This is a genomic window from Rhodococcoides corynebacterioides NBRC 14404, assembly GCF_001894765.1.
In the GTDB taxonomy this organism is placed as follows: domain Bacteria; phylum Actinomycetota; class Actinomycetes; order Mycobacteriales; family Mycobacteriaceae; genus Rhodococcoides; species Rhodococcoides corynebacterioides.
Genome location: NZ_BCWV01000003.1, coordinates 473,355 through 487,216, shown reverse-complemented (window position 1 = coordinate 487,216; position 13,862 = coordinate 473,355). Strand labels below are relative to the sequence as shown.

Here is a 13,862-nt window from a genome sequence, read left to right as displayed (position 1 = left end):
AGCCCGGGCCGCGACGGCCCGACCGATCAGGTGTGCTCGGGAGCCCAGGTGTCGGTGAATTCCTGCTCGGCGTCGATGAGGGCGAGGATGTGCTCGATCACCGCGGATTCGATCTTTCCGCCGATGAAGGGGACCTTGACCTCCGCGGCGCCCGTCGCGGTCATGGTGCATCCCGACTCCGTCGTCGACAGGGTCAGCGTGCCCGTGATGGTGGCCGGAGCGCCCTCGACCTTGGCCTCGAACCGCCCGGCCGCCCCCTGCGCGTCCAGCGACCCCCACGACTCGACGCGATGGATCACCAGATCGCCGGACCGAATGCTGGTGAGCGCGCTGGGCAGGAACTCCTCGGCGATGGCCTGCGTCATCGCCGCCCGCACCGTGCGCGTGTCGGGGGAGTCGCCCTTCACGACCACCTCGTCGAGCGTCGCCTTCGGCCCACCGATCGCGTCCAGCCGGGCCTGCCAGTACCCCTCGGTGGTCAGCGCGGCATGCACCTGCGCGGCGGAGAGCGGAGACGGGACGGTGTGGTCGAACTTGCGTGGCATTCGGTGAGATTAGCGCGTCGGTCTGCCGGGCGGATCAGACCTTCTGCGACCGCAGTTCGTGGCCCTTGGAGGTCAGGCACTTCCCTGTCTCGAGGTTCCAGTCCCAGCCATGCAAGTTGCAGGTCAGGGTATTTCCCTCGATGACACCGAACTTGCCCAGATCCGCCTTGAGGTGCGGGCACCGACGCTGGATCTCCCAGCCGTCCTTGACGATCGTGGCCGAGTCGTCGTGCGCCTCGGCGAACCAGCCGTCGGCGTAGGCGATGCGCTCGTCGGTGAGGCACTTGAAGAACGTGTAGAGGAACTCGTTGTAGCCGCCGACCCGCTTGGCCCGGAACCGGGTGGACAGGAAGATCGAGTTGACCCAGTCCGGCTCGTCGTCGCGCAGGACGGTGCGGACGAGCTCGGCGGGGATCTCGAACGAGTAGCGGAACTTCTCGTTCTGGATGGGCTCGCGCACGATGCGCTTGGGGAAGTCGAGCACGACGGTCTCGCCGCCCAGGGCCAACTCCACCGGATACCCGATGCCGTCGCAGATCTGGTCGGTCTGGGCCATGATCGGCTCGAACAGCTCGCGCAGCGGGCCGAGCAGCGGTTCGCCCTCGGCGGGCGCCCACGCGGCTTTCTCGGCGGCGATCACGTCGGCCTGACGCTGCGCGTAGGCCTCGATGTAGTCGGCCTTGCCGGTGGTGAAGATTGCTTCCACCTCGTCGGTGGGCAGCGGGTGGACCAGTTCGTTCAGCTCGGAGCCGGTGAAGTCGGCGGTGGTGCCGGGCATCATCAGCAGGCCCTGCCCCGGCTTCTCGACACCGTCGTGGCCGTGGCGACGCATCTGGTCGAGGAAGACCATCTGGTCGGGGAAGATGTTGGCCGGGTCGTCGTAGACGTCGTTGAGGCCGCGCAGCTCGTCGTCGAGAAAGCAGGGCGGGCCGGCGGACGGAATGACCCAGGTGGCGCCGACCTGCTCGATGTACTGGCGGCACCGATCCATCTGCCGCTGCCGCTTCTGCGTGCCGAACGCATCCTTGGCTCGTTGCGGCATGTCGTAGACCATCGGGTACCAGATGGCGCCGGAGTACTGCAGCATGTGGACGTCGACGTGGCCGAAGGCCTCGGTGATCATGTCCAGGTCCACCGGGCGGGCGTCGTTCATGTTGAACGCGACGGTCTCCCCGTCGCTCACGATCAGGCCGGAATCGCCGATGGGCCCGTCGGCGGGCGCCCGCAACGCGACGATCATGATGTCCAGTTCGCCCTTCGGCCCGGACACCGTCTGCTTCACCGAGTCGGTGGTCTCGACGAAGGTGTGGAAGCCGAGCTTCTCGAGTTCGGTCTTCAGGTCCGGCACCGGGTAGTCGGGGAGGAGGACCACGGCGTCCTTGTTCACGTGCGCGGCCAGGTGCTTCGGATCGAAGTGGTCCTTGTGCAGGTGCGAGACGTACAGGTAGTCGCAGTCGCCGAGGGTGTCCCAGTCGAGCTGCGAGTTGTCCGGGAACGGGAACCACGACGTGAAGTAGGCGGGGTTCACCCACGGATCGCACAGAATGGTTCCGGCCGTTGTCGTGATGTGGAACCCGGCGTGTCCGACGCTGGTGACCTGCACGTGATCCTCCCGAAGAGCTGACGCTGAATCCTCTCCATGGTAGGCGCGACGGTGCGATGCTCCCGACCATCCGGGTACCGTCTCACCGGTGACCAGCAGTACCGCGCCTCTCGAGACGGGCCCGAGCACCGGCGATCCCGTGTGCTTCCGCGACCTCACCACCATCCGGGTCGGTGGCCCGATCGGCCATCTCGTCACCGCCACGACGTCCGCGGAGTTGGTCCGCGCGGTCCGCGAGGCCGACGCCGCGGGCACGCCGATGTTGCTGCTCGGCGGCGGGTCGAACCTCCTGGTCGGCGACGAGGGTTTCGACGGCACCGTCGTGCGGATCGCGACGACGGGCCTCGAGGTCGACGACACCCGCGTCCGCGTCGACGCCGGCGTGGAGTGGGACCTCGTGGTCCGGACGGCGCTCGACCACGGTCTGGCCGGCCCCGAGGCGCTGTCCGGCATCCCCGGCACGGCCGGTGGGACTCCGGTGCAGGACGTCGGCGCGTACGGAACGTCGACGTCGGAATGGCTCGAGACGGTGACCGTCCTCGACCGGCAGACCGGCGAGGTCGAGGTCTGGGACAACGCCCGCTGCGGCTTCGGATCGCACCGCTCGTCGGCATTCAAGTACACCGATCGCTACGTGGTGGTGGATGTCACGTTTCGGTTCCAGCGCAGCGAGATGTCCGCGCCGGTCCGGTACGCGGCCCTCGCGGAGCGCCTCGGCGTGCGCATCGGCGACAGTGTCTCCGCCCGCGAGGTCCGCGACGCCGTCGTCGCTCTGCGGACCGACCGCGGCATGGTGTGGGACGTCGCCGTCCAGGACTCGTGGAGCGTCGGATCCTTCTTCCTCAACCCCATCGTCGAGTCCGTTCCCGCCGAGGCGCTCGGATCGCCGCAGTTCACGGACCCGAAGGGCATCAAACTGAGTGCGGCGTGGCTGATCGAGCACGCCGGGTTCCACCGGGGCTACGGCGCCGATTTCGGCCGCGGGACGGCGACGCTGTCCACCCGCCACGTCCTCGCGATCACCAATCGGGGAGACGCCACGGCGGCCGACGTCGTGGCGCTCGCCTCGCACGTGCGCGCCGGGGTGCGGGAGAAGTACGGGATCACGCTCACCCCGGAATGCCGCCTGGTCAACTGCTCGCTGGACTGACCGTGTCGTACCCGGCGGTATCCTGGTCCGAGTGAACAGGATTCGTTTCTCGGTCGCTTCGGTGATCGCGGCACTGCTCGCCGTCGTCGCGCTCGTGGCCGGCTGCACCGTGGGTGGCTCGTCCGGCGGCGGCCAGGCGGCTGCCCCGACCACCGAGGCTGCCCCCGTCGCGCAGGTGACGTACACGCCCGGACCGGACGCGACGGACGTCGCACCGACGGCGCCCATCTCGGTGTCCGTCACCGAGGGGACGCTGCAGGGCGTCGCCCTCACCACCACCGACGGGCGCGCGGTGACCGGCTCGCTCGATCCGTCGTCCACCACGTTCACCGTCGGTGAGCCCCTCGGGTACGGCGCGACGTACACGTGGTCCGGCTCCGCCGTGGGCACCGACGGCAAGACGGTGCCCGTCGCGGGCACGGTGACCACCGTGCAACCGTCGTCGACCACGTCCGTGTCCACCAACATCGGCGACGGTCAGACCGTCGGCGTCGCGGCGCCGATCATCCTGACGTTCGACGACGTCGTCGCCGACAAGGCCGCCGTCGAGAAGGCGATCACGGTGACCACGACGCCGCCGACGGTCGGATCGTGGGCCTGGTTGCCGGACGAGCAGGGCTCCCGCCTGCACTGGCGCCCGCAGAACTACTGGGCACCGGGTACCGCCGTGCACGTCGACGCGAAGTTCTACGGGCTCTCGTACGGGGACGGTGCCTACGGTGACTCCGACGTCACGCTGGATTTCTCCATCGGTCGCAACCAGCGCGTGATCGCCGACGCGACCAGCCACCGCATGCAGGTGGTCCGCGACGGCGAGACCGTGATGGACATCCCGGTGAGCTACGGCCAGGGGAACGAGGACCGCAACGTCACCCGCAGCGGTGTCCACGTGGTCACCGAGAAGTACGAGGACTTCCTGATGTCCAACCCGCCGTACTACGAGAACGTGCGGGAACGCTGGGCCACCCGGATCTCCAACAACGGCGAGTTCATTCACGCGAACCCATTGACCACCGGCGTGCAGGGTTCGTCGAACGTCACCAACGGCTGTATCAACCTCTCGACGGAGGACGCGCAGACGTACTTCCAGATGGCGATGTACGGCGACCCCGTCGAGGTCAGCGGCACGCGGATCGACCTGTCGGCCGCCGACGGCGACATCTACGACTGGGCGGTGGACTGGTCCACCTGGCAGTCGTGGAGCGCGCTGGCCTGACCGGTCTCAGGACTCCCGACGGGCGAAGCGGCCGCCCGACGCCTGATCGCGCGGCCGCACGACGATGGTGTCGAGATCGACGTGCGACGGTCGGGACGCGACGAAGCCGATGATCTCGGCGATGTCGGCGGCGACCAGCGGGTCGATGCCCTGGTAGACCTTGGCGGCGCGGTCGGCGTCTCCGTCGAAACGCACCAGCGAGAACTCCGTCTCGACGGCGCCCGGCGCGATTTCGGTCAGCCGAACCGGCTGCCCCAGCAGCTCGCCGCGCAGGGTGCGATGCAGCACGCCCTGCGCGTGCTTCGCGGAGGTGTAGCCGGCGCCGTTGTCGTACGTCTCGAAGGCGGCGATCGACGTGACGGAGACGATCAGGCCGTTGCCCGACTCGATCAACTTCGGCAGCAGGGCGCGCGTCGTCCGCAGCGTGCCGAGCACGTTGGTCTCCCACATCCAGCGCCAGTCGTCGAGGTCCGCGTCGGCCACGGGCGCGAGGCCCTTCGCGCCGCCCGCGTTGTTGACCAGCACGTCGACCCGCGGGAGAACCGAGGCGAACGCGGCCACGGAGTCGTCGTCGGTGACGTCCAGCGCGAGGGCGGTGCCGCCGATCTCGCTCGCCAACGTCTCGAGCCGATCGACGCGACGAGCGCCGACGACGACGTGATAGCCGTCCGCTGCGAGCTTCCGGGCCGTGGCTTCGCCGATGCCGGAGCTGGCGCCGGTGACGACGGCGGTGGGGGTGGTCGAGTCGGGGGTGGTCGAGTCCGGTGCGGTCATGGATTCCAGCGTAGGACGGCTCAGCCGGCGAGCCGGTTCGGCCCCGGGAGGCTGCTGTACCCCGTTGCGTCGCCCGCGGCGACGCGGGAGTACTCGCCGTGCACCGATACCGGGACGTCGCCGGCGAGGGTGATGCGCTCGAGGCGGCGGTACCGATCGTCGTAGTCCGCCACGGCGTAGTGCTGGGTGGAGCGGTTGTCCCAGATCGCGAGGTCGCCGAGCTGCCAGGACCATCGGACGGTGTTCTCGAGCCGGGTGACGCGGTCCTGGATCAGGTCGAACACCGCGCGGAACTCCTTCGAGGACAGACCCTCGAAGGACTTGGCGAAGTGTCCGAGGACGAGGGACCGCTTGCCGGTCTCCGGGTGTACGCGCACCACCGGGTGGGCGACCTCGAAGTACTCGCTGCGGAATTCCTGGCGGTACCGCGCGGCCTCGGGCGAGACGGCGTTCTCGGCCGCGGTGGCCGCGTAGTCGAAGACGTTGGTGTGGACGGCCCACAGCGAGTCGGCCAGGGCCGCCAGCGCGCGCGGCATCTGCTCGTAGGCCGCGGTGGTCGACGCCCAGGTGGTGGTGCCGCCGTAGGGCGGCAGGGCGACCGGCCGCAGGATCGACGCCTTGGGGATCCGATCGACGAAGGTGACGTCGGTGTGCCAGCTGTTCGCCTTGTCGTACGTGGAGTCGATGGCGAGCGTCCGTACGCCCCGCGAGCGCACCGTCGGATGCGGAGTGGTCGGGACGCCGAGCCGTTCGGCGAACGCGTACTGCACCTGCTCGTCGACGTGATGTTGATCACGAAAGAACACGACCTCGTGCTCGAGCAGCGCGCCGTACACGGCGTCGACGACGTCGTCGGGCAGGTCTCCGGACACGGTCACACCGTCGATACGTGCGCCGATGTTCGCGCCGAGCTTCACGATCTCCATGGCGTGATGATCGGTGCCGACCACGGGGGTGTCGACGGTTGGAATCACCTCGAGTGCAACCGGCCGTTCTGCGGTCCGTCGCTGTCGGTGCTACTTTCGGCTCCATGGCAGCGCCTCGGATCTCCGCACCGCGGGTCACCTATGTGACCGCGGCGCTGGGCTCCCGCCTGCCCCTTGCTCGTGAACTGTGTTGTCGCGGCGGCTTCTCGGCCTGACCGCGCGCTCTTCGCGTACGGATCGGCCATCGGTGGCCGGTCGTGGACCGGCCTGTCAGCCCGTCCACCTCCAGTACCGACGAGGGACCCATGTCCGTTCCGACCGTGCACGCCCGTTCCGCGGCGTCGCTCCGTACCCGTTCCGGCGCCGCCGCCCGCCCGTTGCGTCGCAGCCCCGCCCGTGTCATCGCTCCCGAGATGCGGGTGTCCGATGCGCCGGCATCCGTCGTCCTCCGCTCCGTCGTCCGGCGTGGACCCGTCTCGCGCGACGTGATCGTCGGCGACACCGGAATTTCCACCGCGACCGTCAACCGCCACGTCACCGCGCTGATCGGGGCCGGCCTGCTCCGTGAGCGCGCCGATCTGTCCACGGCCGGCGCCGTCGGTCGCCCGCGAATCCCCGTCGAGGTCGACCACGAGGGCCAGTGCACCCTCGGCATCCACATCGGCGCCACGACCACCCGCATCGTCGCCGTCGACCTGCGCGGCGTGGTGCTCGGCGGCGTGGAGGTGGCGACGCCCACCGGCGCGGCCCCGGGTGCGTTGCGTTCGCTCGCCGAGAGTGCGGCGGCGTTCGTCGGACGCTGGCATCGGCGGCGCATCCTGCTGGTCGGTGTGGCCATCGGCGGCCGGGTGGACACCCGGACCGGAACGGTGGACCACCCGAGGCTCGGCTGGACGCAGGCCCCCGTCGGCGCTGCCTTCGGCGAGCGGCTCGGCAGCGTCGTCTCCGTCGCACCCCACGTCGAGGCCATGGCGGCCTCGGAGTTGCTGCTGGGCGGGCCGGGCGGACCGGCCCGCGAGAGCGGTACCTCCCTGTACTTCTACGCGCGCGAGACCAGCGGCCTGGCCATCAGCATCGACGGGCGGGTGCACACGCCGTCGGGCGGGCCCGGCTCGGTCGCGCACCTGCCGACGGGATCGTCGGCGGTGTGCGATTGCGGCCGGACGGGATGCCTCGACGCCACGGTCAGCGACCGGGCGATCGTCGCCGCGGCCCGACGCGCGGGGGTCCTGCCGGCGTCGGAGCGGTCCGTCGCCGCCGTGTACCTGGCGGCGCGCACCGGCGTGTCGGCGGCGCAGCAGGTGCTCGACGAGCGCGCGGACGCGCTGGGCCGGGCCCTCGCCCTGGTGCACGACGTCCTCAATCCCGACAGCGTGCAGGTGGGCGGTCAGGCGTTCACGGCGTACCCACCCGCGATGGAGCGCGTCGAGGCGTCGTTCGTCCGGCACAGCGCCCTGGCCGCGACGGGATCGACGAGGGGATCGACGAGGGGATCGATCAGAGTCACCGCCTTCGGCAAACGGGTGCAGGACTACGCCGCCGCGGCCGTGTCGCTGGGGCCGATCTACGCCGACCCGGTGGGGACGATGCGCAAGATCGGGGCGGGCGCCTGACTCAGGCCCCGGCGGGCGGGAAGGCGCGCAGGTACTTCTCCCGCTTGCCGGGCTGGATGTTGGCGCGGGTGACGTCGCCGTCGTAGTGCGCCACCACCCGGCGGTCCATCAACGCCCGCCACAGCGGGGGGAAGTACGCCACCAGGATCAACGGCGCGTAGCCGGCGGGGAGCTGCGGCGATTCCGGCATGCTGCGCAGCACCTGGTAGCGGCGGGTGGGATTGGCGTGGTGATCGCTGTGCCGCTGCAGGTGGTACAGGAAGATGTCCGAGACGGCGTAGTCGCTGTTCCAGCTGTGCTCCGGGGTGCACCGCTCGTAGCGGCCGTTCTCCTTGGTCCGGCGGAGCAGGCCGTAGTGCTCGAGGTAGTTGACCGATTCGAGCAACGAGATGCCGTACACCGCCTGCAGCACGAGGAACGGCAGCAGGTCGAGCCCGAAGATCGCGCACAGAGCGGCCCACAGCACCGTGCTCATGAGCCACGCGGTGAGGTTCTGGTTCGACCACGAGATCGTGCGCTTGCCCTCGCGCGCGAGGCGTTCCTTCTCCAGCGTCCAGCCGGACCGGAAACCGCCGACGATCGAGCGCGGGTAGAACCGCCAGAGGGTCTCGCCGAGTCGGGACGACGCCGGGTCCTCGGGCGTGGCCACCCGCACGTGGTGGCCACGGTTGTGCTCGACGTAGAAGTGCCCGTAGAAGGTCTGGGAGAGCACGATGCGCGAGAGCCAGCGTTCGTAGTCGATCCGCTTGTGGCCCAGCTCGTGGGCGGTGTTGATCCCGATGCCGCCGACCAGGCCGACCGTCAGGGCCAGGCCGATCTTCGACACCGTCGGCAGCCCGTCCTCGAGGCCCAGCCAGGTGAGGTTGTCCGCCGTGAGCAGATAACTCGAGAAGATCACCCCGAAGAACTGCATGGGGATGTAGGCGTAGACGCACCCGCGGTACCAGAAGTCGGCCTCGAGGGACTCCACCAGATCCTCGGGAGGGTTCTCGTCGAACGGCACCACGAGGCGATCCGCGATGGGCACGATGACGTAGAGGAAGATCGGCCCGGCCCACCACGCGATCTGGGAGACGTCCGGAGCCCACCACTGCAGCCCGTAGACCAGCCCCACCGCGATGGCCGGCAGCATCGGCGCGATGAGCGCCCACGGCCAGTAGTACCGGTTCAGATCGCGCCACTCACCGGTCTTCGGCGAGATGGAACGCTGGTGCACCTCGGTCACGACGACAGACCCCCTGCGAAATTCGTGTGCAGTCCGCGACGTTACGACCTCGCACCGACGAGTCGCCCCGCCCTGGCGGGCTTCCTGAGATCCCACAATCGGCGTCCCCTTAGGTTGGTGGCATGGCCATACGGGAAGCGTTCGGGCGCGACGGCACGTCGCTGGTGTATCGAGTGTCCGGGGACTCGGCGGCTCGGCCGCTGGTGTTGGTGCACGGGTGGGCGCAGAACTCCGCGTGCTGGGGTGACGAGCTGCTCGCGAACCTCGCCGAGCGCCACCGCGTCATCGCCGTGGACCTGCGCGGACACGGGTATTCCGGCGCCCCCGAGTCGGGGTACGACGACAGCGCCCTCTGGGCCGGCGACCTGCACGCGGTCCTCCAGCAGGAAGGCGTTCGCTCCGGCGCAGTGCTGCTCGGGTGGTCCTACGGCGGGCTCGTGCTGTGCGACTACCTCTCCGTCCACGGCACCGCCGCCGTCGCCGGCGTCGTGTTCGTCGGCGCCATCACCTCGATAGGCCGCGGCAGGCCCGGCGGCACGGTCGGGACGGCGATGCGGGCCGCCGTCCCCGGCGCGATGAGCGAGGACGCCCGCGTGGCCATTCGCGCGCTCGGCAGCTTCGGCACCGCCCTGACCGGTCCCGACGCGAGCGGCGTCGCCACCCAGGCGCTGTTCGGCACCTCCCTCGCGACCCGTCCGCGGGTCCGGTCCGCGGTCTTCGCCCGCGACGTCGACCACGACGCGACCCTGCGCGCCGTCGACGTGCCGACGCTGGTCCTGCACGGCACGGCCGACACCGTCGTCGACGTCGCCTCGGGCCGCCACACCGCGTCGCTCGTTCCGGGTGCCACGACGTCGTGGTGGGACGGCACCGACCACGGTCCGTTCGTGGCCGACCCCGCCCGGTTCCTGGCGGAGACGACGGCGTTCACCGGGGCACTCGGCCGCCCCTGACCCCGTCGGTCGTTCCTCGCCCGGAACCGGCCCGTGGCGTCCCCCGGAACCGGACAGGGCACACTGGAACGGTGGTCCGCCGACGCAGTCCCGACCGGGTAGCCGTGCTGTCGCTGCACACGTCTCCGCTGGCGCAGCCGGGAACCGGGGACGCCGGCGGCATGAACGTCTACGTCCTGGCCACCGCGAAGGCCATGGCCGCGCGGGGCGTGGAGGTGGAGATCTTCACGCGGGCGACGTCGTCGCGCGACGAGCCGGTGGTCGAGGCGGCCGACGGCGTGCTGGTCCGCAACGTCGCGGCGGGCCCGTTCGAGGGCCTGGACAAGAACGACCTGCCGACGCAGCTGTGCGCGTTCGCGGCCGGTGTGCTGCGCGAGGAGGCGCGGCACGAGCCCGGGTACTACGACATCGTCCACTCGCACTACTGGCTGTCCGGTCAGGTGGGGTGGCTCGCGCGCGATCGGTGGCGAGTTCCGCTGGTGCACACCGCCCACACGCTCGCCGCGGTGAAGAACCGGTCGGTGGCGGCGGGTGACCGCCCCGAACCCGCGGCGCGGGAGATCGGTGAACGGCAGGTGGTCGCCGAGGCGGATCGCCTGACCGCCAACACCGCCGACGAGAAGCAGGCGTTGATCGCCGCCTACGGAGCCGACGAGGACACCGTGGACATCGTCGCGCCCGGAGCCGATCTCGCGCTGTTCTCGCCCGGTGACCGGGGCGCCGCCCGCGCGAAACTCGGTCTGTCGCAGGACGAGGTCGTCGTGACGTTCGTCGGTCGCATCCAACCGTTGAAGGCTCCCGACGTCCTCGTCGCGGCCGCCGCGGTACTCGCCGACCGCGATCCGGGACGGCCGCTGCGCGTGCTCGTCGTCGGGGGCCCGTCGGGAACCGGTCTCGAGCGTCCCGATTCCCTCATCGAACTCACGCGCTCCCTCGGTATCGCGCACCGCGTGACCTTCCTGCCTCCGCAGCCGCCGGAGCGCCTCGCCGACGTCTACCGCGCGTCGGATCTCGTTGCCGTGCCCAGTTATTCGGAGTCCTTCGGGCTCGTCGCGATCGAGGCGCAGGCGTGCGGCGTCCCCGTCGTGGCCGCGAACGTCGGTGGCCTCGGTGTGGCCGTGCGGTCCGGCGAGACCGGGGTGCTGGTCGACGGGCACGACGCCACGCAGTGGGCCGATGCCCTCGATTCGGTGCTGCGCGACGACGATCTGCGCAGGCACCTGGCGTCGAATGCTTCACGGCACGCACAGAACTTCTCGTGGGACCACACCGCGGACGGGCTGCTCGAGACGTACGAGCGCGCGGCGTGGCGGTTCGGCCGCACCGGCGGCGTGGACCGGCCGACCGGAGAGTTCTCCCCCCGCCGCCCGCGCGGGCTGTGGAGGATGCGACGAACGGGATCGGTGGGAGCACGATGAGCGAGGACACGAGCGACCGGACGAGTGCCGCCGAGGGAACGAGCGATCGGACGAGTGCCGCCGAGGGAACGAGCGACCGGACCGACGGGATCGAGCGGACGGCGGCACTGATCGCCGAGGTGCTCGCGGACCGCGAGTTGGACCACCACCGAGCGTCGGCCACCGAGTTCGTCGTGGAGCTGCCCGGCGAGCGGAAGCTGAAGACCACCACGCTGCTCACCGTCGGGAACCACGGCGTGCGCGTCGAGGCGTTCGTGTGCCGCAAGCCCGACGAGAACTTCGAGGGTGTCTACCGATACCTGTTGCGGCGCAACCGACGTCTGTACGGCGTCCACTACACGATCGACAAGATCGGCGACATCTACCTGGTCGGTCGCCTGTCCACCCATGCGGTGACGGGGGAGGAGATCGACCGTGTCCTCGGGCAGGTGCTCGAGGCCGCCGACGGTGACTTCAACGTCCTGCTCGAGCTCGGGTTCGCCGCGTCCATCCGCCGTGAGTGGGAGTGGCGCGTCTCCCGCGGCGAATCGCTGCACAACCTGGAGGCGTTCCGTCACCTGGTGGAGCCGCAGGAGTCGACCGGGGGCTGGCCGACGCCGCGGTGAGCGAGCACTGATCGCCGTCCGAATCGGACACGGCTCGGCTACTCTGCGGACGTGACACCAGTCACCGACACGGGCGCAATCCCGGGTTGGTGTGACCGTCGTACACAGTAAGCTGAGCTCCGCCCGTTGCCGCGCCGTTTCGAGGAGATCCATGAGTTTCCGCAGCCCGTACCCCGACGTCGAGATCCCCGAGAAGAGCATTCACGACTTCCTCTTCGGCGACCTGACCGAGGACGACCTGTCCCGTCCTGCGCTGATCGACGGGCCGTCGGGCGCGGTCACCGACTACCGCACCCTCGTCGCCCACATCGACCTCGTGGCCGGGGCTCTCGCCGCCCGCGGCGTGAAGGTCGGGGACGTCGTCGCGCTGCACTCGCCCAACGTGCCCGCCTTCGCCTCGGTCTTCCACGGCATCCTGCGCGCCGGCGCCGTCGCCACCACGGTCAACGCGCTCTACACGGCGGACGACATCGCCAAGCAGCTCACCGACTCCGAGGCCACGATGCTGTTCACGGTGTCGCCGCTGCTGCCGCAGGCGAAGGCCGCCGCCGAGCAGGTCGGCCTCGCCGCCGACCGGATCGTCGTGCTCGACGGCGCCGAGGGTCACGAGTCGCTGAAAGACCTTCTGACGGAGGGCAATTCGGCCCCCGAGGTGAGCTTCGACCCCGCCACCCACCTGGCCGTGCTGCCGTACTCCTCGGGCACCACCGGGCGTCCGAAGGGGGTCATGCTCACCCATCGGAACCTCGTCGCCAACGTCTCGCAGGTCCAGCCACGCATGGGCGCCGGCCGGGACGACGTCCTGCTCGCCGTCCTGCCGTTCTTCCACATCTACGGCATGACGGTGCTGCTCAACCTCGGCCTGAAGGTCCGCGCGACGCTGGTCACCATGCCGAAGTTCGACCTCGAGATGTTCCTGCGCCTGACCACCGAGAAGAAGATCACCTTCCTCTTCATCGCGCCGCCCGTCGCCGTCGCGCTGGCCAAGCACCCGCTGGTGGAGCAGTACGACATCTCCAGCGTCCGCTGCGTCTTCTCCGGCGCCGCCGCCCTCGACGAGAACCTCGGCAACGCCGTCGCGACGCGACTCAAGACCAAGGTCCGCCAGGGTTACGGCATGAGCGAGCTGAGCCCCGTCTCGCACGCCATCCCGTTCGACGGCGACGACGTCCCGCTGAGCAGTTGCGGTGCGGCCGTGGCCAACTCGGAGAACAAGATCGTCGATCCCGCCACCGGGGAGGAGGTCGCCTACCCGGCGGCCGGGTCCTCCGAGGTCAGCGCGCCGGGCGAGCTGTGGATCAAGGGACCCAACGTCATGGTCGGCTACCTGCGCAACGAGCAGGCCACCGCCGACACCCTCGACTCCGACGGCTACCTGCACACGGGCGACATCGCCGTCGTGGACGGCAACGGCAACGTCAGCATCGTCGACCGCCTCAAGGAGCTCATCAAGTACAAGGGCTACCAGGTGCCGCCGGCCGAGCTCGAGTCGCTGCTGCTCACGCACCCCGACATCGCCGACGCCGCCGTCATCGGCGTGCTCGACGAGGAGGGCGAGGAGGTGCCCAAGGCCTTCGTCGTGCTGCAGCAGGGCGCGTCGCTCACCGAGGACGACGTCATCTCCTTCGTCGCCGAGAAGGTCGCGCCGCACAAGAAGGTTCGCCGCGTGCAGTTCATCGACACGGTGCCGAAGTCGGCCTCCGGCAAGATTCTGCGCAAGGATCTGCGGGCGGCCGAGACCGTCTAGATTCCCGATTTCTCTCACCACCCCCGTCCGCCTCCTGCGGGCGGGGGTGGTGCGCGTTTCCCCACACGATCGCGGCTGTTTCCGCGA

General features: G+C 70.0%; 12 protein-coding genes. 7 read left to right on the top strand and 5 right to left on the bottom strand.

Annotated features, from left to right (window positions below; genetic code table 11):
* Positions 1-26: 26 nt before the first annotated feature.
* Together RC2_RS07565 and RC2_RS07560 are read right to left on the bottom strand one after the other, a co-directional pair.
* On the bottom strand, positions 27-545 hold the full coding sequence (locus RC2_RS07565; protein ID WP_068145864.1) for a DUF2505 domain-containing protein: 519 nt from the start codon (positions 543-545) through the stop codon (positions 27-29).
* Between the two features lie 34 nt (positions 546-579).
* Positions 580-2,148, bottom strand: a complete 1,569-nt coding sequence (locus RC2_RS07560; protein ID WP_068145867.1) for an MBL fold metallo-hydrolase — start codon at positions 2,146-2,148, stop codon at positions 580-582.
* A gap of 88 nt (positions 2,149-2,236) precedes the next feature.
* On the opposite strand from RC2_RS07560, the gene RC2_RS07555 reads away from it, so the two are divergent.
* On the top strand, positions 2,237-3,298 hold the full coding sequence (locus RC2_RS07555; RefSeq protein WP_245811013.1) for a UDP-N-acetylmuramate dehydrogenase: 1,062 nt from the start codon (positions 2,237-2,239) through the stop codon (positions 3,296-3,298).
* 31 nt (positions 3,299-3,329) lie between these two features.
* A complete protein-coding gene (locus tag RC2_RS07550) occupies positions 3,330-4,514 on the top strand; it encodes a L,D-transpeptidase (RefSeq protein WP_442981462.1) in 1,185 nt (394 codons plus the stop codon).
* Positions 4,515-4,520: 6 nt separating this feature from the next.
* On the opposite strand, the gene RC2_RS07545 is transcribed toward RC2_RS07550, so the two are convergent.
* Both RC2_RS07545 and RC2_RS07540 read right to left on the bottom strand, forming a co-directional pair.
* A complete protein-coding gene (locus tag RC2_RS07545) occupies positions 4,521-5,288 on the bottom strand; it encodes an SDR family NAD(P)-dependent oxidoreductase (RefSeq protein ID WP_068145871.1) in 768 nt (255 codons plus the stop codon).
* Between the two features lie 20 nt (positions 5,289-5,308).
* Positions 5,309-6,214 carry a TauD/TfdA dioxygenase family protein gene (locus RC2_RS07540; RefSeq protein WP_068146085.1) on the bottom strand — a complete coding sequence of 302 codons (906 nt, stop codon included), beginning with the start codon at positions 6,212-6,214 and terminating at the stop codon, positions 5,309-5,311.
* 305 nt (positions 6,215-6,519) lie between these two features.
* Here RC2_RS07540 and RC2_RS07535 point away from each other — a divergent pair, with 305 nt between their 5' ends.
* Positions 6,520-7,827, top strand: coding sequence for an ROK family transcriptional regulator (locus RC2_RS07535; protein WP_068145874.1), 1,308 nt, complete (start codon positions 6,520-6,522; stop codon positions 7,825-7,827).
* A 1-nt stretch (position 7,828) separates the two neighbouring features.
* Here RC2_RS07535 and RC2_RS07530 read toward each other — a convergent pair whose 3' ends face one another.
* Entirely contained in the window at positions 7,829-9,052 is a 1,224-nt protein-coding gene (locus RC2_RS07530; RefSeq protein ID WP_068145876.1) for an alkane 1-monooxygenase, read from the bottom strand.
* A gap of 122 nt (positions 9,053-9,174) precedes the next feature.
* Here RC2_RS07530 and RC2_RS07525 point away from each other — a divergent pair, with 122 nt between their 5' ends.
* From RC2_RS07525 to RC2_RS07510, 4 genes are all read left to right on the top strand, one after another.
* Complete coding sequence (locus tag RC2_RS07525) at positions 9,175-10,005, top strand: alpha/beta fold hydrolase (protein WP_068145879.1); 831 nt, start codon at positions 9,175-9,177, stop codon at positions 10,003-10,005.
* A 71-nt stretch (positions 10,006-10,076) separates the two neighbouring features.
* Positions 10,077-11,423, top strand: a complete 1,347-nt coding sequence (gene mshA, locus RC2_RS07520; RefSeq protein ID WP_068145881.1) for a D-inositol-3-phosphate glycosyltransferase — start codon at positions 10,077-10,079, stop codon at positions 11,421-11,423.
* Complete coding sequence (locus tag RC2_RS07515) at positions 11,420-12,028, top strand: type III secretion system chaperone family protein (protein WP_082895384.1); 609 nt, start codon at positions 11,420-11,422, stop codon at positions 12,026-12,028. The genes mshA and RC2_RS07515 overlap by 4 nt, the downstream gene beginning before the upstream one ends.
* Before the next feature lie 151 nt (positions 12,029-12,179).
* A complete protein-coding gene (locus tag RC2_RS07510; RefSeq protein WP_068145885.1) occupies positions 12,180-13,775 on the top strand; it encodes an AMP-binding protein in 1,596 nt (531 codons plus the stop codon).
* Positions 13,776-13,862 lie beyond the last annotated feature (87 nt).